This window comes from Streptococcus sp. GS001 (assembly GCF_021595565.1).
In the GTDB taxonomy this organism is placed as follows: domain Bacteria; phylum Bacillota; class Bacilli; order Lactobacillales; family Streptococcaceae; genus Streptococcus; species Streptococcus xiaochunlingii.
This window is the reverse complement of record NZ_JACSYJ010000005.1, coordinates 51,131-71,126: the sequence shown is the minus strand read 5'-3', so window position 1 is coordinate 71,126 and position 19,996 is coordinate 51,131. Positions and strand designations below refer to the sequence as shown.

Here is a 19,996-nt window from a genome sequence, read left to right as displayed (position 1 = left end):
CCACCCCATCAAATGGGACAGGAGTTCTCCTTAAAGGTCTATTTCAAATGGCTCATCAATCGTTTCCGAAACGTATTTGCCATCCTTTTTTCGTTGTTTGACACATTCTGTCAGCAGGTACTCGATCTGCCCATTGACCGATCGAAAGTCATCTTCTGCCCATGATGCGATAGCAGCATATAACTTGGCTGACAATCTAAGTGGAATCTGTTTTTTCTTTTGGTCAGCCATTCTTAATAGAGACTTCCCGTATTAACAATTGGTTGTGCATCATGATTGCCACAGAGAACGACAAGAAGGTTCGAAACCATGGCTGCCTTCCGTTCTTCATCTAGCTCTACAATTTCTCCTTCGCTCAGGCGTTCAAGGGCCATTTCAACCATCCCAACTGCTCCGTCGACAATCATCTTCCGCGCATCGATAATGGCAGAAGCTTGTTGGCGTTGAAGCATGACAGCTGCGATTTCTGGAGCATAGGCCAAGTAGGTAATACGAGCTTCTAGAATTTCAAGCCCAGCATCTTTTACACGTGCTTGAATCTCTTCTCGAATACGACTGGCCACAATTTCACTGGAGCCTCTTAGGCTACCCTCATCTGCCTGGCCGTCTCCTGTCGTATCGACATTAGGAGCTACATCATAAGGATAGATGCGGACAATATTACGAAGAGCACTATCACACTGCAACGAGAGATATTCTTTGTAGTTATCCACATTGAAGACTGCTTTAGCAGTATCCACTACACGCCAAGTGACTGCAATACCGATTTCTACAGGATTTCCCAAACAGTCATTAATCTTCTGACGAGAGTTGTTCAAGGTCATCACTTTTAAGGAAATATTCTTTTTACCTGTCTCGATAGAAATACTGTTACCTTCTGCTGTTTTACTGACAGACATGGGTGACTTGGTGGTGACATCACCACTTTGGCCCAAGCGGGTGTTATTGGCAGGATTGACAGCGACACAGAAGGGATTGACAAAGTAAATACCCGCTTCTCGAATGGTTCCAATATAGTTCCCAAACAAGGTCAAAACCAAGGCCTCTTGCGGTTTAATAATTTTGATCCCCGCATAGCACACCAGACTAGCAATAAAGAGAAAAATACAGGTAATAACTGCAATCGCAAGTGGAAAACCTTCTGGTAGACTAGCAATTGCACTAATAAAGGCTAAAACTAAGACAAGATCCCCAACTAGCAAGCCTATAAGGGCAGCTAAGCCGTTTTTCTTTTGGGTTAAAATTTTTTCTTCCATGGGACAAACCCTTCTTTCTTTGTGATATCTAAATGATATCACTTTGCTTACAAAAGTCAAGATATAACTGTAAATTATTTTAGCAAGAAACCGAGCAAGCTGAATTGTCTGAAAATTCAAGAATTTTCTTCTGTCGTTGGGCCGTAAATTGTGCTATAATAATAAAAAATACGATGAGAGGGAATCAGATGACAGAATTAGATACACGCCATCGCAGTAGTGTCTACGACAGCATGGTCAAGTCCCCTAACCGGGCCATGCTTCGAGCAACTGGGATGACAGATGAAAACTTTGAAAAACCAATCGTAGGGGTGATCTCTACTTGGGCTGAAAACACGCCTTGTAACATGCACCTTCATGATTTTGGAAAATTGGCTAAAGAAGGTGTAAAAGATGCGGGAGCTTGGCCAGTCCAATTCGGAACCATTACGGTTGCGGACGGGATTGCTATGGGGACACCTGGGATGCGCTTCTCCTTGACTTCTCGTGATATCATTGCAGACTCTATCGAAGCTGCTATGGGCGGTCACAACGTGGATGCCTTTGTAGCCATCGGTGGCTGTGATAAGAACATGCCTGGTTCGATGATCGCCATTGCCAATATGGATATTCCTGCGATCTTTGCTTATGGTGGTACCATTGCCCCAGGTAATCTGAACGGCAAGGATATCGACTTGGTTTCTGTTTTCGAAGGGATCGGGAAATGGAACCATGGTGACATGACTGCTGAAGAAGTGAAGCAACTGGAATGTAATGCCTGCCCAGGCCCTGGTGGCTGTGGGGGTATGTATACGGCCAACACCATGGCGACAGCGATCGAGGTCCTTGGATTGAGCTTACCAGGTTCCTCTTCTCACCCTGCTGAATCAGCTGATAAAAAGGCCGATATTGAAGAAGCGGGTCGTGCAGTTGTCAAAATGCTTGAAATGGGACTGAAGCCATCTGACATCTTGACTCGTGAAGCCTTTGAAGATGCGATTACAGTGACCATGGCGCTAGGTGGCTCCACCAATGCGACCCTTCACTTGCTCGCGATCGCTCATGCGGCCAATGTGGACTTGACCCTTGAAGACTTCAATGATTTCCAAGAGCGTGTGCCTCACTTGGCAGACTTGAAACCTTCAGGTCAATATGTCTTCCAAGACCTTTACAACGTCGGTGGTGTGCCAGCCGTTATGAAATACCTTCTTAAGAATGGTTTCCTTCATGGGGATCGTATCACATGTACTGGTAAAACGGTGGCTGAAAACTTAGAAGCCTTTGCTGATTTGACACCAGGTCAAAAAGTCATCATGCCACTTGAAAATCCAAAACGTGCGGATGGTCCATTGATCATCTTGAAAGGGAACTTGGCTCCAGAAGGGGCGGTTGCCAAAGTATCAGGTGTGAAAGTTCGTAACATCACGGGTCCTGCTAAGGTCTTTGACTCTGAAGAAGCTGCCATTGAAGCGGTTCTTTCGGATGAAATCGTGGATGGCGACGTTGTTGTTGTTCGTTTCGTAGGTCCGAAGGGTGGTCCTGGTATGCCGGAAATGCTGTCCTTGTCATCCATGATCGTTGGGAAAGGCCAAGGAGATAAGGTGGCCCTCTTGACAGACGGACGCTTCTCTGGTGGTACGTATGGTCTCGTTGTTGGTCACATTGCGCCTGAAGCTCAGGTCGGCGGTCCAATCGCCTACCTCCACACAGGGGATCTGGTAACAGTTGACCAAGATACCAAAGAAATCACCATGCATGTCTCAGATGAAGAGTTGGCCAAACGGAAGGCTGAAACAACCTTGCCACCATTGTATAGCCGTGGGGTTCTCGGTAAGTACGCCCACACAGTATCCTCTGCTTCACGCGGTGCCGTAACCGACTTCTGGAATATGGAACAGTCTGGTAAACAATAAGATATTAAAAAAACTCACTTTACTGATTTGTAAAGTGAGTTTTAGTTTTTTAACGTGGTGGCAGGCCAAGGGCAATACGCCCATAACGGCTGATCCGGGTAATTTTCCAAGCTGGCGACCAGGTTACTTCTACTTTGACGTCTTCAACACCGTCAATTTCTTTTAGGCGGGCGACGATTTCGATAGGCAAACTTTCCGCACAGTCACAAGCGGTATCGGTAAAGGTCATGACTACTTTGCAAGTCCCTTCCTCATCCAGATCCAACTCATAAATCAAACCGAGGTTGTAGACGTCCAATTCAACATCGGTATCAAACACAAGCTCTAACTTCTCAATCAATTGTTTCTCCAGTGCTAGGGCACGGTCGTTAATCTTGATATCCTCTCTCATCTCGCTATCCTTTCCCTCCTTTAATGAAGACTATTTTCTCACAATTCTGACAATAATGCAAGTTCACCTAGAATGAGATCGAATGACAGCTACAAATCAAACCATCCGTCTTAAGACTGATTTATAATTATAGGAACTTATCTTAAGTTTTCTTTAAGTTTTCCGATTTATACTAGTACCATCAAATGAAGACCTCCTAACTTTGTTTGATAGAAAATCCTAAACTTTTTCATAATAATCTCCCATAAAGGCCACCAAATCAGGTGGCTTTTTTTCTACGTACCTTTACGAGCATCAGCGAGTTTAGGTACGTTGACGCAGTTTGAGCGGAGATAACTAGACTCCTATAAAAAGGATGTGTGAAGAAAGTTTTAAAACCTTCAAAAATTTTTTTCAGCTCTATCTTTCTATTATTTCCTATATTTGTAGGCGAAATAGCTATTTTACGGGCTTTGTCCCCCGATAATTCCTTTTGCCTCCTCCAAGTTCTTGTGCTATAATGATACGGATACTGTTCATTTTAACAAGGAGGCGCATTATGAAACAAAACCATTCACGTTTTCTCATTCCAGGGATCCTTTTACTAGGAGTGGTCTTGCGGGCCCCATTTACGACCCTCTCCACTGTCTTATCAGATATTGCTGCTAGCTTTGGTGTCGAGGTGAGTTCTCTTGGCCTCTTGACGAGTCTACCCCTCCTAACATTCGCTATTTTCTCTCCTTTTGCTACTAGCTGGGCGAGACGCTTTGGGATTGAGCGACTCTTTCTCGGAGTCTTGATCCTGATGACGATTGGATCTGCTCTACGCACCATCAATCTGCCTCTCCTCTATGTGGGAACTCTTTTGATTGGTGCTGCTATTGCCTTTATCAATGTCCTTCTACCAAGCTTGATCCAAGCTAATGAACCAAAACGTCTTGGCTTCTTAACAACCCTTTATATCACTGCAATGGGCTTGTCTACTGCGGTAGCTTCTTCTGTCGCTGTTCCTATCACTCAAGCCACCTCTTGGCAAGGTCTGATTTGGGTGCTGACAGTTGTCTGTACGCTTGCACTTGTGATCTGGCTCCCCAATGCTCGTCATAATCATTATTTGAAAAAAAGCTCTTCTTCTAATGAAAATAAGACTAGTTGGTATAAGAATGGCAAGGTTTGGGCCATCATGCTTTTCTGTGGTCTCCAGTCTCTCTTATTCTATACCACGATGACCTGGCTTCCTACTATGGCAACCCAAGCCGGCATCAGTCAAGCCAATGCAGGAATTTTAGCATCTGTATTCACCCTGATGAGTCTTCCTTTCTCTATGATCATTCCAAGTCTCACTACCAGCCTTTCTAAACGAAACCGTCGCATCATGCTGATAACGACTGTTTTAGCTGGTTTTACTGGAATTGCCATGCTGTTACTGAAAACAGACAACTTCATTTACTGGTTGATCCTGAATATCTTAATCGGAAGTTTTACGAGTATCTTATTCCCTTACCTCATGGTCACCTTCTCCATGAAGTCTAGCTCTCCCGAGAAAACTGCTCAGCTCTCAGGACTAGCTCAAACAGGAGGATACGTCTTTGCTGCACTTGGGCCTATCTTATTTGGTTCAAGCCAACAAATCTTCCACTCTTGGACACCCGGGATTCTTATTCTTCTTGTTGTTGCTTTGTTTATGAGTATGGCTCTCTATCAAGTTGAAAAATCTGATATCATCCTTTAATCCGCTAGGTCCCATTGAGCAATGGGATCTATTTTTATACAAAAAAATCAGGAATATCCTGATTCTTTGCTATATCTTAATTATTCGTAAAATGATACGTGTACGTGGTCGTAATGATTTTCTGTTACGCTACCACGGTCTGGCATTTCATTCCAAGTGTTTGCTGGTCCATAAATATTATTTACTGGAGCATAGAAACGTTGTTTCCAGATGATGTAAGAAATTCCATTTTCTTGCATGTGATCGATTGCATATTGAGCTACTCGATCACCAATCTCTGAACTTTCTGGAACCATAACGTCGACCGCAAGACCTTTACCGTGATCTTCTGGGTCACCAGGACGGTAACCACCGATATCAGTCAAGCCAAGTTCATTAATCACTTGTTCTTTGAATTTAATTGTTTGAGGTCGAAGACCTTCATTTGAAGTTGGAGTTGCTGTTGAAGGAGTTGCAGCTGTCGTATCAACAACTGGTGCTGGTGCACCATATTGTGGTGTTGAAGCAACCGCAGTAACTTCTGGTTCTGCTGGAACTTCTACGACTGGAGCTGGTTCAGCTACTGGAGTCGCTGGGGCTTCCTCAACAACTGGTGCTTCTGCAGGAGCCGCTACTTCAGCTGGCGCTGCAGCAGGTTGCGCAGGTGCTTCTTCAACAACTGGTGCTGGCGCTTCCTCTGCTACTGGAGCTGCTGGTGCAGGTGTTTCAGCTGGCGCTTCTGGAGTTGGCAAGCTTTCTGATACTTGGTCTGCCACTGCTGCTACAACTGCAGGTGCTTGAGGGAGTTCTACAGCTTGGTTGCTTTCATCTGCTACTGGTTTTGTCAAATCACCTACTGCAACAGTTTGGTTGTCCACTTTGATTTGGTTGTTTGTCAAATCAGCAGAAGTTGTCACAGTTGCGTCTGCATTACCTGCTGTAGGAGTTTGGATTTCTACACCTGTCACTTGGTTTTGATCATTGACAGTTGTTGTCAAGACAGTTCCTGGGAAAATCAAATCAATGTTGCTGATTTGGTTCAAGTTTGCCAAAACAGTTACGTCAACATTCAAAGCTTCCGCAATCGTGCTTAGGGTATCTCCATACTTGATTGTGTAGGTTTGTTTGTTTTCTGAAGTTGAAATATCTGCACGAATTTCATCTACAGAACGGGCAACCCAGTCCCCATTTGATTCTGCTTTACCAGTTGTAAATGGCAAGACCGCCATAGCAACAGTAGAAGCGATCAAAGCTTTTTTATTTACTTTCTTCATACGTTCTTTCCTCGTTTTCTTATTATCGGAGATTTATCTCCAGACAGATACATTTAATATTCTACCACATTTTTTGTCTTTAAAATGGCTCTTCTTTTCTTTTAATCTAACTGACCCTAATTTGTAACATTAGTCCTTTCTTGTTACAATCTCTTAATAATTAACGACAGTTAGTACTATTTGGATAATCAAACAAATTCATTGTATCAGAAGCCTTTGAGAGTCCTGAACGAAGGGATTTTAGAAGATTTTTCAGTTGAATAGAGGCTAAAAAACACCCCAAGTTCGTGTCCTGTAGACATCACTTGAGGTGCTGTTTTAACGGCTTTGTATCTTATTAATTGAACACGCCCTAAATGCTGTGTGTAAAACGCAAACTGTAATAGTACTAACTTCAAAGGCACAGTAGCTGATTGGATTTTTCTCTCGCTTTAAGAGCTCGGAAAAATCCTAATCAGCCTTGTGGGGGCAGGACAACGAAGCATTCTATACAACAGTGCTTCTGTCCTGCTCCCTATTTTCCTTTGAGTTGCTTAACGGCTTTGTATTTTATTTGACCTTCATCATTCGGACCAGGTTGGCGCGTTCGGCTTCTTCGAGTTTCATTTCGATATAGTAGATGGTTTCCTTGAGATCGGGGATGGTCGCATATTCCAATCCATTGACCCGACGGCGTGTCTTTTCGATCTCATCGGCCATGAGCTGACAAGTTTTTTCAATCTCTGCCAGGCGCAACAGGTCTGGAAGGAGCTCTTCCATTTCTTGAATGGTGTTGTCCATCTGGCTATTGGAAGCCACATAGCTGTATACCACGTCTCCCTCATCGTCTCCATATGGATTGTCAATATGGGCATGCATCTTGGGCACACGCACACTCATGATGTTCTCCGTCTCGATATGCAGGCTGACTTCCCGCGTCGGAACTGCAAAGATTTCCTGGACCATGAGGTCGTTTTCCAGACATTTGGCCAGGACAAACTCTTGCATATTGCCAATGAGAGCTGCCTCAACCTTCTGACGGAGGCGGTCATTTTCACGGACCGATTCGATGAAGCGTCGCATGAGCTCGTCTCGTTTGTCCTTGAGAAGTTTATGTCCTCTGGTTGCCGTTTTCAGACGCTCTTTGAGGGTGTTTAACTCCATCCGAGTGGGTTTGACATTTAATCGTGCCATCTGACTTCCTCCTTTCTACTCCTAGGCTTGTGCTTCCTGAGAAGTTTTTGGGAGGTATTCGTCAATCATGTCATCCTTAATCCGCTTGAGCTCTGTCCGTGGCAGGATAGCCAGCAATTCCCAACCTAGATCCAGACTTTCTTGAATGGTCCGATTGGTGGTAAAGCCTTGGTTGATGTACTCCTTCTCAAAGCGATCCGTAAATTTGACATAAAGTTTGTCGGTATCGGACAAGGCGGATTCTCCGAGCACCACGGCTAATTCTTTGGCTTGTTTCCCTTGGGCATAGGCCGCAAAGAGCTGGTTCATGGTCGCCGCATGGTCTTTCCGAGTCTTGCCTTCACCAGAACCCTTGTCCTTCAAACGGGAAAGGGATGGAAGAACATTGATCGGTGGGCGGTAACCACTATTGTAGAGATCGCGGGACAGAATAATCTGACCTTCTGTGATGTAGCCTGTCAAGTCAGGGATTGGGTGGGTGATGTCATCTTCTGGCATGGAGAGGATCGGAATTTGGGTCACAGATCCTTTCTTTCCAACCAAGCGTCCTGCACGTTCATAGAGGGTTGAAAGGTTAGTATAAAGGTAACCTGGATAGCCCCGACGTCCTGGAACCTCCCGGCGGGCAGCAGAGACTTCCCGAAGGGCTTCACAGTAGTTGGTCATATCGGTCATGATAACCAAGACGTGCATGTCTTTTTCATAGGCCAAATATTCGGCAGCGGTCAAGGCGATCCGAGGAGTCGCAATCCGCTCGATAGCGGGGTCATTAGCTAGGTTGATAAAGAGAACAGAGCGGTCAATCGCACCTGTCTCCCGAAGGTCGTTCATAAAGAACTCGGCTTCTTCAAAGGTAATCCCCATAGCCGCAAAGACCACGGCGAAGTTTTCTTCCGAATTAAGCACCGTCGCTTGACGAGCAATCTGAGCAGCCAACTCCTTGTGAGGAAGACCAGAACCTGAGAAGACTGGAAGCTTTTGCCCCCGAACTAGGGTGTTCAAATGGTCAATGGCTGAGATCCCTGTCTGGATAAATTCATCCGGATAGTCCCGCGAAACAGGGTTAATGGCTTGCCCATCAATGTCCAAGTACTTCTCTGGGATAATCTCTGGACCACCATCGATCGGTTTGCCCATCCCGTTAAAGATGCGTCCCACCATGTCTTCAGACACTGGGAGTTCTAGGGGACGTCCCGTAAAGCGGACTTTGGCTTTTTCCAAGTTGATTCCGCTAGATCCTTCAAAGAGCTGGACCATGGCCTTATCTTCTTGGACTTCGAGGACTTGTCCCTGGCGAGTCGTTCCGTCATGAAGCTTGATTTCTACGAGTTCATTGTAGTGAACCCCTTCGACCTGATCGACAATCATCAAGGGGCCAACAACTTCGCTGACAGTACGGTATTCTTTAATCACGCTCATTGTCTACTCCTCCTTTTGCGACGATTTGGTGTAGGGTTTCTACGATTTCTTCTTTTAAAGCTTGTATGGTGGCCAACTGATCCTCATGGATGAACTTGCTCCGGGCAATGCGGTCCCGAAGATCTACAGTTCCTTCCATGATTTCTGTGAAGTAAGCTCCCAATTCCAACGCTTTTTGACTTTCTTGGTCAAAGGTCAAAATGTTGGTCAACAAGGCCACCTGCTTGCTGAAGGAAGTATAGGTATCGACCTCATCAAAGGCATTTTGTTGCAGGTAGTCTTCGCGGATCATCTTGGCCGCATTCATGGTCAAGCGGTCTTTCTCAGACAGGGAATCCAGACCAACCAAACGCACAATCTCCTGCAATTCACTCTCTTTTTGCAACAGGTTCATGGCGCGGGTCACTTTTTCTGCCCAGCTAATCTGCTCATGCTGATCGATATATTGGCCCACTTCATCTTGGTAAAGGGAATAAGAACTCAACCAGTTGATGGCTGGGAAATGGCGGCGTTGGGCCAACTGAGCATCTAGTCCCCAGAAAACCTTGACAATCCGCAAGGTATTTTGGGTCACCGGCTCTGAAATGTCTCCACCTGGAGGGGAAACGGCACCGATGGCGGTAATCGAACCTTCACGCGCAGTGGTTCCAAGTGTCTTAACCCGACCTGCGCGCTCGTAATATTCAGCAATCCGGCTACCAAGATAGGCTGGGTAGCCTTCATCCCCTGGCATTTCTTCTAGACGACCAGACATTTCACGGAGAGCTTCTGCCCAACGAGAAGTAGAGTCCGCCATGATGGCAACGGAATAGCCCATATCACGGAAGTATTCAGCAATAGTAATCCCTGTGTAGATGGAAGCCTCACGCGCTGCCACCGGCATGTTCGAAGTGTTGGCAATCAAAACGGTCCGTTGCATGATGGATTGACCGGTCGTCGGATCGATCAATTCTGGAAATTCATTCAGAACGTCCGTCATTTCGTTTCCACGTTCCCCACAACCTACGTAAATTACGATGTCTACATTGGCAAACTTGGCCACCTGGTGTTGGACAACTGTTTTCCCAGCTCCGAAAGGACCAGGAACAGCTGCAGCTCCACCCTTAGTCACAGGGAAGAAGGTATCGATGACCCGTTGGCCTGTAACCAAAGGCTCTACTGGAATCAGTTTTTGTGCAAAGGGACGGCCTCGACGAACCGGCCATTTTTGCATCAAAGTACCAGTAAAGAGGCTACCATCAGCCTGCTCGATCTCATAAACCGGCTCTTCTACTGTGTAAGAACCTGCTGCGATCTTGGTCACACGTCCACTGACACCGAAGGGCACCATAATACGGTGTTCCACCATATTGGTCTCTTGAACGGTACCGACGATGTCTCCGGCAACTACCTCTGTCCCTTCTGCCACGCTTGGTTCGAAGGTCCATTTGGTGTCACGGTCTAGATTTGGAACTTGCACCCCACGAATAAGGAAGTCACTGGAAGTGACTTCTTGGAAACGTTCCAAGGGACGTTGGATCCCGTCAAACATCTGAGAAATCAAGCCTGGTCCTAACTCGACAGAGAGGGGAGCTCCGGTTGTTACTACTGGTTCTCCTGGACCGACTCCAGACGTTTCTTCATATACTTGGATAGAGGCTTCGTCACGCCGCATCTCAATAATTTCGCCAATCAAACCAAGATCGCCGACCCGGCAAATATCTTGGATATTGGCCTCCTGCATCCCTGATGCGACCACCAAGGGACCGGAAACTTTAATAATTTTTCCTTGAGTCATGTATTCCTCCTGGGAATCCTTTGTTTCTTTGTTTTACTTTTGCGCTATCTCTCTTAGAGCTTGCTTTTGTTGACCATTGGCATCGAAATTGCTTGGATCCAACCAGGCTTCGAAGCGCTGTTTGATAGCTGGCCATTCTTGGTCAATGATAGACAACCAGTCTGTATCACGGGTCCGACCTTTATAAACAACAGCCTGACGGAAACAGCCTTCATAGGTGAATCCTAAGCGCTCAGCTGCTTTGCGAGATGCTTGGTTTAAGGCATCGCATTTCCACTCATAGCGGCGGTAGCCTAAATCTTCAAACACGTAGCCCGCTAAGAGATACTGGGCTTCCGTAGCCATGCGTGTTTTTTGGAGCGCTGGTGAGTAGGTCACTGCTCCGACTTCGATCACCCGATTAGCTTGATCGATCCGCATGAGAGAGAAAGTCCCCAAAGCCTTGCCTGAATCTTTGTCTACAATCGCATAGTAAAAGCGACCTTGATCTGTCATGAGATCATCTAATAAGCGGTCCCACTCCTCTTCATTGCGGGCAGGGCCTTTGAACAGAAAGGTCCGCATCGCTGCTGGAGAGTCCGGCCCGTAGACCTGATAAAGATCTGCTCCATGTTTTTCTTTTGAGAGGCGTTCGATCACAGTATAGCGACCTTCAATCCGCTCAATAGCTGGCAGACGCCCCGATGTAAAATCCGGCAGTGCATCGCCAATCGCTTGGCCAAATTCATTTGTTCTCATAAAATATCCTGTCCTACTGCTTTTTCGACATTATCACGAATCCGCTGTTGGCCCAGTCCAGTCGTTCCCTTATGAGTAGGGATCAAGATGACGGCTGGGGTTACTTGGCGATCATAGTGGGCAATGGTATCTGGGATTTCCTGAGCCATATCCTCCGTCAGATAGATGATGCCAAAATCTTCTTGGCTCAAGTGACGTAAGGTATTGATGGTTTCCTGAGCCTCTGCTACGGGAAAGGTCTGAAAGCCAATCATTTGAAAAGGAAGGATGGCATCTCGGTTTCCCACAACGGCAATTTTTTGCGTTTTACTGGCCATAGATTGGTCTCATCCTTTCTTTTATTTTGTCAATCGGGAGCTGATTATCCAGACCCGTCAAGACCAAACGAAGGTTCTTCACCTCCATCTCTTTTCCAAAGAGATAGCGAGCTAAAGGCAAGGGCCCGTCTGTCTCAAAGGAAGCTTGTTCCAATATTCGGTACTTAAGCACATGCTCCAGGTATTCCACTGTCTCAGCAGTTACTCTGCCTGCTCGCATCTGCTCCTCATACTGTGTCAATTCCACATCATAAGGCAAGGGATTGACTTGTTGGAACCAACTGATGAGGTTGCCCTGCTCGACGCACTGGATGACTTCTCTTGCTGAGAGGGTCCCTGCATCGGACAAGAGTTGCTTCATGAAGCTGTTTGGCTTTTTCAAACTGAGGGCTCGTTCAACTGTGATGACATTGTAACAATCAATGGTCAAGGTGACCAAGGATTTTAAAAGGGGATGGTCTAAGTCTTTCGCCAAGCGTTTGAGATGATCAAAGTAGGCCAGATCCATGCCGATCTCCAGAACCCGAATGTCCTGATAGTCGACATATTCCTGCCAGGTCGCTGCGACTTCTTGAGCCATAAACTCTGGGCAGTTCTCTGAAGAAAAGGTCTTGGCTACTTGTTCAAGAACTGCTAAGGAATAGGGACCTGCATCCAATAATAGGAAGTTCAAATCTCGCCCCGTTGCTCGCTCTTTCAAAAAGACCTTGAGATTGTGATAGGTGTACTTGAGGGCAAAGAGGTCGACTACCGCAGAGTTCGGAGCTACTTGATAAGCCCAATCGTACTCTGCCAGAAGGTGCTTCATCAAGGCTTGCTCGACCACTTGGACTTGACGCAGTTGATCTGCCTCCAAGGCATAGGCCGTCCCTTGCAAGAGATTAGCACGCGCTTCTGCATCGGAGCTATTCAGAAGGGCATCAAACTGAGCCGGGCTCAAAAAACTAGCTTCACGTACACTAATCCCGGTATTTACTTGAGAATACGTCCGTTCACTCATAGCCCCTCCTAGTTTTTCTCTTCTTTAAAAATGCTGGCTGCCATATGGAAGCTTTGCTCCTCCCGTACAGCATCAACCAAATCACGGTAGAGGTAGCTGGCATCCACTTTGCCAAAGGAAAGGACAAAACCAGCCTCTTGGGCAAGTGTTTCTTTCACTAATTGAAGCTGTGGATAGGCCTCTATCAAATCCTGACGATCTTGATCTGTCAATTTTTCTGCCGTCACAGCACCAAACGTTAAGACCATTGCTTGATCTGCATAGCGAGGAAGAATGCGATGCAGAAATGCGAGCTCTTCTTGGCGTGACCAAGTCGCCATTTTCTGGTAGGCATCCGCAAACAACTCTTTTAAGACCCGTTGCTTGGTGACCAATGTCGATTGGCGCTTTTGATTTTCGATTTGTTGGCTTTCACGTTGCAAGCAGCGCTCAATGGTCTGCAATTGAACCGCCCGTTGGTGTAACTTTTCTTCTACCAAACGAGCTTCCTGCAACTGGGACTCTGCTTGAACCTTGGCCGTCGCTTCTGCCACTAATTTCCGGCCTTTTTCATGGGCCTGTTCAAGGATGGAATCCTTTAATTGGGAATAATCCGTCATTGTTTTTATTTCCTCCTTTGGAGTTCTTCACCACCGATAATAGACGAAGAGAACATTCCTCTTCTTTGACTGAGGTGTGTCTAGATTAGCCGACGCGAAGAGTCAAAAGGAAGGACACAACGAAGGCCAAGATGGCATAGGTTTCAACCATGGCCGCAAGGATAACCCCTTTCATCATGTCTTCTGGACGTTTTGCCAAGATTTGCATCCCAGCAGTTGCGACATTTCCTTGGTGTTTCGCTGAGAAATAGCCGACAATCGCTACTGGAAGGGCTGTGAAGAAGTAAGCAACTCCTGTTTCAAGAGCCATATCTGGCTTAATTTGCAACCAAATCAAGATCCCGATAACGAAACCGTACAAACCTTGTGTACCTGGCAACAATTGCAAGATCAAGGCTTGGGCAAATTTTTCTGGCTGTTCTTTCAAGAGTGCGGCAGCTGCCTGACCAGTCTTACCAACACCGAGGGCTGAACCCATTCCACTAAGAGCCACTGCAATGGCTACACCAAGTGCTGCAAAGAAGGCACCCCCATGGGTTGAGAAATATGAAGCTAAAGATTCCATGAATATACTCCTATAAAATTTTTTATGATTGATTTACTGAATTATTTTTTTGTTTTGACATAGCGTTCCGACGGTTTTAGAGGTCGGAAGGGCTTGCCACCACCCTCGTAGAACTTGCCAAAGAACTCGACAAAGATCAAACGCGCTCCATGCACATAGCCTGATAAAAAGGACAGGAACATGTTGATGGCATGGAGGAGGACAAAGAGGACAAGGCCGACGGTGAATCGTCCCAGAGTTGGGAAGAGATTGACAATCAGGTTAAAGGCTGAACCGATGCTGGCCCCTGATAAACCAAGCGCCATCAAACGAGTAAAGCTGACCAAGTCTCCGACATAGCCACTGACGTTGTAAAGATTAAAGAGACCTGCTGCAAGTCCTGATAATTTCTTTGCACTAACAATGGACACGACCAAAATGCCAATCGCATTGAGAATGGCTAGCCACTGGCCAATGGGGACTAGATAGGATAAACCTGGTAGGATGTTTCCGACTGCTAAGAGCATCAAGCCTAACAAGATCAAGACCCAGGCAAAGCCTGCGTTGTAGGCTTCCGTATAGTCTTTCAGGCGAACGTTCTTCATTCCACCTAGGAAGAGACCGACCAAAACGGTGATGAAACCAAAGATAACTGATAATATCAAGATGGTCATGGCATTGGTCGTCGTACTGATCAAAGCAAAGGGCATCTCAAAGCCGAAGAAGGAACCGTAGACGACTCCCCAAAGGGCTACCGAGATTCCTAAAAGGCAGAAAAAGCGAAGGTTTTTTGCTGCGCTCGGCTGAAGCTGGAAGGCCTTTAGAGCAAAACCAGTTGCCAACGTCAACAAGAGACCATAGCCGATATCTGCTACCATCATGCCGAAGAAAACAAAGTAGAAGAGAGAGACGATTGGTGTCGGATCTTTCTCGTAATACTTAGGCAAGGCATACATTTCTGTCACTAACTCGAAGGGCTCCACCAAGGCATTGTTTTTCAGTTTGATTGGTACCTGGTCCCATTCTTCTTGAGCGACTTCACGTGTCTGCAAGACGACTTGGTTCCCAAACTCCTTTTGAAGTTTGGCTTTTAAAGCATCGAGTTGAGCAGTTTCAATCCACCCTTCTAATGCGACTAGATGAGCTGTACTGGCAAGAGAGCCTTTGGCCTCTTCCCGGGCCCCTAGACTCAAGACATAATCGAGTTGGTACTTGAGTTGATTAAGGTCTTCCTTGGCTTGACTGAGCGTTTCCAACGTAGCTGCTTCGACAGCACCTTGTTCTTTAATCTCTCTCTTGAGTTGCTCCAAACGTTCTTTTGGTAGGGTCTCTCCTTGGTAGTCAAACTCTTTGAAATGCGAACTAGTCAGCGTATCTTGAAGGTCTGTTAAATCCCCAGACTTATACAAGACTACTACCCCATGCTCCGTTTCCGAGCTGAAGACCACATCAACTTCTACATCTGGATGAGCCAGTAAGGCTTGTCGCGCCTGATCCTGTTCACTATTCGGAATGGTACCGATTAAGCCACGAACATAACGGAAACGCTTGAGCTGGTCAGGTGTTGTCGTCAAGGCAGTCCATTTTTCTAAAGAGGCGATTTCTTCTTGGGCTTGCTGGATGCGATCCCGAGCCTTTGCTAAGACAGCCAATTGTTTTTGTACGTATTGTAAAAGACGTTGCTCATCACGGATGACCCCATGAGACTCTAAATCGTGAAAAGACAAGGACAAGGGAGCTTCTTTTAGTTTTTCTAATCCCTTCTTCTGAGGAATAAAAGGCTCCAGGGCCTGTATGGCCTTTTCTAACTGCTCTTCTCGACGTCTTAGTTCATCCATTCTTAGAGCTGATCCTTTGGACCCATCACTCGTCTGAAAGGCAACTTGCCAATCCTCTTGCTCGCTCAAATCATAGATTTGGACGGATTCCTCTGACTGGAGCGACAAGAGAAGCTCGTCCATTAGATTTGTGGGCAAAACCAGAGAAAGGTGTTGCATTGGACTAATTGCCATAGGTTGCTACCACCTTTTCTACAATTTCGTCTACCAAAGCTGCACGCTTATCTGTCATGGCTTGCTGCACCTTTTCGTCATTGCGTTGACTGGTCACTGCCAGGTCAGCTTCCAAGCTAGCAATCGTTGCTTTCGAGGACTCTTCCCGCTCTGCGACCAGCTTAGCAGTCTCTTTGTCATAGGATGCTGCTACCTCCTGTAGGTGATCACCTAGCTGTTGGCGCAAATCTTGGACCTGATCCTCGTAACTTGTGACAACGGCTTCTGCTGCCATTTCAATCTCTTGCATCATTTCGAGAGTTGCGTTGGCCATCACTCCACCTCCTTACCTCTTCCTTTATGAGAAGGAACAAATTCTTGTGTAAATTATAACATATTTCATAAACTTTTTTCAGCGTCTTTCCTTTGTTTCCAGAGGTTATTTTTTTAACAAAGGTGATTCAAAAAAGATGCGGATTCTGTTCCTTCTTTCAGTCGTTCGCTGGTCGTATTCCTTGTATATCACAGCTTTTTATGTTATACTGTGAAATATATTATAGGATTTTCTCCAGGTGTAACCTAGGTTGAAAGGAGGACTGCTGTGAAACAAGATCGTGATCTCCGAAGCATTATTAAGAGCCATCAAGAAGAAATGACGGAGCTAGAGTTAGACATTGCCCGCTATTTTTTATCTCCTGAAGCGCAGCAACACTCTCTTTCCTCGTCTAGAGTGACGGAACTTTTGCATGTATCAAAAGCTGCTTTGACCCGTTTTTCCCAAAAGTGTGGCTTCACAGGCTACCGTGAATTTATTTATCACTTTAACGAAGAAACCAAATCTCAAAAGCAACAATCCCCACACGACGAACTAACCCAGGATGTCTTGCGTCGCTACCAGCAGGTCCTTCAGGTTACAGAAACCCTAGCAAAAGATGACCAAATCAAAGAAGTCGCCAACTTAATCACTCAAGCAGATCGGGTCTACTTCTTTGGAAAAGGAAGCTCCGGTCTAGTCGCCTCCGAGATGAAACTTCGCTTCCTCCGACTGGGCGTTGTTTGCGAGGCCCTAACCGATCAAGACGGCTTTGCATGGACGACCAGTATCTTGGATAAATCCTGCCTAGTCATTGCCTTCTCTCTATCGGGAACTACACGCTCGATTATCCACAGCCTCCTGGATGCTCAAGAAATGGGAGCAAAAACCGTTCTTCTCACTGCTCAACCAGACGCTATCAAAGATGACTTTACAGAAATTTTACCAGTTGCTCCCCTACCTGGAAGCACCTATATCGACCGTATTACGGCAACCCTTCCCTTCTTAACCACGATTGATTTAATCTATGCTCACTTTCTCGAAATGGATCGGGAGCGTAAAGAAAGAATTTTCAATAGCTATTGGGAAAACAAAAAACTCAATGGCTACGATTCACGTAGACGCTAGTCTTCTGATTTATCACCAGGAGCTGAGGATCTTTTCCTCTGCATTCTGGTTTTTTTCTAAAAAAATGATGCTCACCACTTAGGTGAGCATTTTTTGAATGTAGACAAACTATTGTTTTACATAAAACGGCTAGATACTTTTCAAAAAATGACTTATATTTATAGTCATTTAAGAAGATTAAAAACTTTCCGCTGTGAGAAAAGTTCCTGAAACACAAGTGTTTCAGGAACTCGGGAGTTTTGGGAGTAAAACAGTTTGGGAAACTGTTTTAGCCTGATCCCGGAAATTAAAGAACGAAGAAGCTCAAAATTAATTGAACACGGGCTGCGGATTGTGTCAAAAAGTGCAAATGTATTAGTACTAAATCCAAGACACAGTAGCTGATTGAATTCTTCTCTCACCTTTCAGCTCGGAAGAATCCTAATCAGCCTTGTGGGGGCAGGACAACGAAGCAATCCCATACAACAGTGCTTCTGTCCTGCTCCCTATTTTGACTTTATCCGCAGACGCCCTTTGTATCTTAATTTAGTCATAGAACTTCTTCGAAGTTCGCTGACGTCCGTACTCACCTAAGGAAAGTTTTTCAGAAGACTTTATTTTCAATCAAAAATGCTCACCTAAGTGGTGAGCATTTTTGATTTAATTCCGTCTGGCTTGTTGTTGTTTGAAATGGTAGTAAGCTCCTATCATCCCTGCCGTATTTTGATGATGCGCAAACTCCAATTGCGTCTTGTCCGCTAGGCTTGGAACGAGGGAGTATTTGAGGGCAGCTGAAATTTTTGGTTTCAAAATGGCTTCCTGTCCCATGACTCCACCACCAAGAATGACTACTTGAGGATTGACAACATAACAGATATTGGCAAGCCCCTTGCCCAGGTAGTCGACCATGCGATCGATTCCTGCCATACAGATGGTATTTCCTTGGGTCGCTTCCTTGAATATGCGACGACCACTCCATTGTTCAACAGGATCCCCATGCTGCTTGGCAACATATTCAACCAAAGCTGTCGTCGAGGCCAAATCTTGGAAGGCGCCATCTTGAAGATGAAGGTAACCTACCTCGCAAGCAGAATTGCTAAAGCCATGGAAAATCTCCCCATTGATCAAGAGACAGCCACCAATGCCAGTACCGACCGTTAAACAGACGGCAACTTGAGCACCCTGGCCATTCCCTGACATGACTTCTGCTAAACCAGCACAGTTGACGTCATTTTCAATTTCGCAGGGGATTTGATAGGTCTCTTCAATTTCTTTTTTGAACTGTGTTCCTGCATAATTGGGAATCTGAGGGCCTGCATAAAAGATTTCCCCCTTATCGGGGTCAACCATCCCAGCTGACGAAATACAGACTCCAAGGATGGTATTTTCTTCGAGGTAAGATTCTACTAAAGCTTTGGTTTTCCCTAGAATCCCAGGTCCCCCTTTTTCAGCTTCTGTCGGCATTTCATGCGACTCAATCAAATTCTCTGCTTCATCAATCAGACCATATTTGATATTGGTCCCACCGATATCAATCGCTAGGTAATAGGCCATACACCTCTCCTTTCCGATTTACACTCTTTTTTAAAGGAAACGTTCCTTGACTTCACGGATTAAGCTAGCTGCTTTTTGAACCACTTCCTGGTCTCCTTCAGTTACTGGACTTAATGGACTCCGAACAGATCCCAGTTCTAGACCTTCATTGATCCGCAAGACTTCTTTAATGACGCCATACATGTTTCCATGAGCAGACGTCAAGACTCCGATAATACCATTGATGGCAAATTGCAAGGCACGCGCAGTTTCCAAGTCTTTCTCAGCAATCAGCTGATTGAGTTTCAAGAAGAGCTCTGGCATAGCACCATAGGTTCCCCCAATACCAGCTCCTGCTCCCATAAGACGGCCACCTAAGAATTGTTCATCTGGACCATTAAAGACGATATGGTCATCGCCTCCCAAAGAAGCAAAGGTCTGAATATCCTGAACAGGCATAGAGGAATTCTTGACCCCAATCACACGTGGGTTTTTCAACATTTCTGTATACAGACTCGGTGTCAAAGCTACCCCTGCCAATTGCGGGATATTATAGATGACAAAGTCTGTGTTTGGTGCTGCTGCGCTGATTTCATTCCAGTAGTGGGCAACACTGTATTCTGGCAAGCGGAAATAAATTGGCGGAATGGCCGCAATGGCATCTACTCCTAGCTCTTCTGCATGTCGTGCCAATTCCACGCTGTCCTTGGTATTGTTGCAGGCCACGTGAGCGATGATGGTCAATTTTCCTTTAGCCACTGCCATGACTTCTTCTAAGACCAGCTTGCGATCGGCTACGCTCTGGTAGATACATTCTCCGGAAGATCCGTTGACATACAAGCCCTGCACACCTTTCGCGATAAAATATTCTACCAGCGCACGTACCCGCTCCGGGCTAATTTCTCCTTGGTCATCATAGCAGGCATAAAAAGCCGGGATGACTCCTTCATATTTTTTTAAATCTGACATTCTTTTCTCCTTT

At 45.8% G+C, this 19,996-nt stretch carries 19 protein-coding genes; 3 read left to right on the top strand and 16 right to left on the bottom strand.

Features of this window, described 5'->3' with window-relative positions; all coding sequences use genetic code 11:
• Positions 1–30: 30 nt before the first annotated feature.
• Both H8S88_RS09030 and H8S88_RS09025 read right to left on the bottom strand, forming a co-directional pair.
• The gene (locus tag H8S88_RS09030) at positions 31–231 is read right to left on the bottom strand and encodes a PTS ascorbate transporter subunit IIC (RefSeq protein ID WP_003011522.1); all 201 of its coding nucleotides are present in this window, start codon (positions 229–231) and stop codon (positions 31–33) included.
• Positions 232–233: 2 nt separating this feature from the next.
• Entirely contained in the window at positions 234–1,256 is a 1,023-nt protein-coding gene (locus tag H8S88_RS09025; RefSeq protein ID WP_048690698.1) for an SPFH domain-containing protein, read from the bottom strand.
• Positions 1,257–1,444: 188 nt separating this feature from the next.
• On the opposite strand from H8S88_RS09025, the gene ilvD reads away from it, so the two are divergent.
• A complete protein-coding gene (gene ilvD / locus H8S88_RS09020; RefSeq protein WP_125336218.1) occupies positions 1,445–3,148 on the top strand; it encodes a dihydroxy-acid dehydratase in 1,704 nt (567 codons plus the stop codon).
• Positions 3,149–3,197: 49 nt separating this feature from the next.
• Here the strand turns inward: ilvD and H8S88_RS09015 are convergent, their stop codons facing one another.
• On the bottom strand, positions 3,198–3,539 hold the full coding sequence (locus H8S88_RS09015; RefSeq protein WP_125336217.1) for a metal-sulfur cluster assembly factor: 342 nt from the start codon (positions 3,537–3,539) through the stop codon (positions 3,198–3,200).
• Between the two features lie 538 nt (positions 3,540–4,077).
• On the opposite strand from H8S88_RS09015, the gene H8S88_RS09010 reads away from it, so the two are divergent.
• The gene (locus H8S88_RS09010) at positions 4,078–5,250 is read left to right on the top strand and encodes a CynX/NimT family MFS transporter (RefSeq protein WP_048690702.1); all 1,173 of its coding nucleotides are present in this window, start codon (positions 4,078–4,080) and stop codon (positions 5,248–5,250) included.
• An 80-nt stretch (positions 5,251–5,330) separates the two neighbouring features.
• On the opposite strand, the gene H8S88_RS09005 is transcribed toward H8S88_RS09010, so the two are convergent.
• The 11 genes from H8S88_RS09005 to H8S88_RS08955 form a co-directional block, all read right to left on the bottom strand.
• Complete coding sequence (locus H8S88_RS09005) at positions 5,331–6,503, bottom strand: LysM peptidoglycan-binding domain-containing protein (protein WP_048690704.1); 1,173 nt, start codon at positions 6,501–6,503, stop codon at positions 5,331–5,333.
• A 549-nt stretch (positions 6,504–7,052) separates the two neighbouring features.
• Positions 7,053–7,676, bottom strand: a complete 624-nt coding sequence (locus tag H8S88_RS09000) for a V-type ATP synthase subunit D (RefSeq protein WP_023024951.1) — start codon at positions 7,674–7,676, stop codon at positions 7,053–7,055.
• Between the two features lie 21 nt (positions 7,677–7,697).
• Positions 7,698–9,095: a V-type ATP synthase subunit B gene (locus tag H8S88_RS08995; RefSeq protein WP_048690706.1), complete on the bottom strand. Its 1,398-nt coding sequence runs from the start codon at positions 9,093–9,095 to the stop codon at positions 7,698–7,700.
• A complete protein-coding gene (locus H8S88_RS08990; RefSeq protein WP_236128267.1) occupies positions 9,082–10,872 on the bottom strand; it encodes a V-type ATP synthase subunit A in 1,791 nt (596 codons plus the stop codon). Before H8S88_RS08990 ends, H8S88_RS08995 begins: the two co-directional genes overlap by 14 nt.
• A 33-nt stretch (positions 10,873–10,905) precedes the next feature.
• A complete protein-coding gene (locus H8S88_RS08985) occupies positions 10,906–11,610 on the bottom strand; it encodes a GNAT family N-acetyltransferase (protein WP_236128266.1) in 705 nt (234 codons plus the stop codon).
• Entirely contained in the window at positions 11,607–11,927 is a 321-nt protein-coding gene (locus H8S88_RS08980; protein ID WP_236128265.1) for a V-type ATP synthase subunit F, read from the bottom strand. Before H8S88_RS08980 ends, H8S88_RS08985 begins: the two co-directional genes overlap by 4 nt.
• Entirely contained in the window at positions 11,917–12,927 is a 1,011-nt protein-coding gene (locus tag H8S88_RS08975; RefSeq protein WP_236128264.1) for a V-type ATPase subunit, read from the bottom strand. Before H8S88_RS08975 ends, H8S88_RS08980 begins: the two co-directional genes overlap by 11 nt.
• Positions 12,928–12,935: 8 nt before the next feature.
• Entirely contained in the window at positions 12,936–13,526 is a 591-nt protein-coding gene (locus H8S88_RS08970) for a hypothetical protein (RefSeq protein ID WP_236128263.1), read from the bottom strand.
• A gap of 85 nt (positions 13,527–13,611) precedes the next feature.
• Entirely contained in the window at positions 13,612–14,091 is a 480-nt protein-coding gene (locus H8S88_RS08965) for a V-type ATP synthase subunit K (protein ID WP_023024938.1), read from the bottom strand.
• A gap of 41 nt (positions 14,092–14,132) precedes the next feature.
• Positions 14,133–16,082 (bottom strand): V-type ATP synthase subunit I, encoded by a 1,950-nt coding sequence (locus H8S88_RS08960; RefSeq protein ID WP_236128262.1) that lies wholly within the window; start codon positions 16,080–16,082, stop codon positions 14,133–14,135.
• Positions 16,072–16,395, bottom strand: coding sequence for a hypothetical protein (locus H8S88_RS08955; RefSeq protein ID WP_125336213.1), 324 nt, complete (start codon positions 16,393–16,395; stop codon positions 16,072–16,074). Before H8S88_RS08955 ends, H8S88_RS08960 begins: the two co-directional genes overlap by 11 nt.
• Before the next feature lie 267 nt (positions 16,396–16,662).
• Here H8S88_RS08955 and H8S88_RS08950 point away from each other — a divergent pair, with 267 nt between their 5' ends.
• Positions 16,663–17,502 carry a MurR/RpiR family transcriptional regulator gene (locus H8S88_RS08950; protein WP_048789848.1) on the top strand — a complete coding sequence of 280 codons (840 nt, stop codon included), beginning with the start codon at positions 16,663–16,665 and terminating at the stop codon, positions 17,500–17,502.
• 639 nt (positions 17,503–18,141) lie between these two features.
• Here H8S88_RS08950 and H8S88_RS08945 read toward each other — a convergent pair.
• Together H8S88_RS08945 and H8S88_RS08940 are read right to left on the bottom strand one after the other, a co-directional pair.
• Positions 18,142–19,035, bottom strand: a complete 894-nt coding sequence (locus H8S88_RS08945) for an ROK family protein (protein ID WP_125336212.1) — start codon at positions 19,033–19,035, stop codon at positions 18,142–18,144.
• A 30-nt stretch (positions 19,036–19,065) separates the two neighbouring features.
• Positions 19,066–19,983 (bottom strand): dihydrodipicolinate synthase family protein, encoded by a 918-nt coding sequence (locus H8S88_RS08940; RefSeq protein WP_125336211.1) that lies wholly within the window; start codon positions 19,981–19,983, stop codon positions 19,066–19,068.
• Between the last annotated feature and the right edge of the window lie 13 nt (positions 19,984–19,996).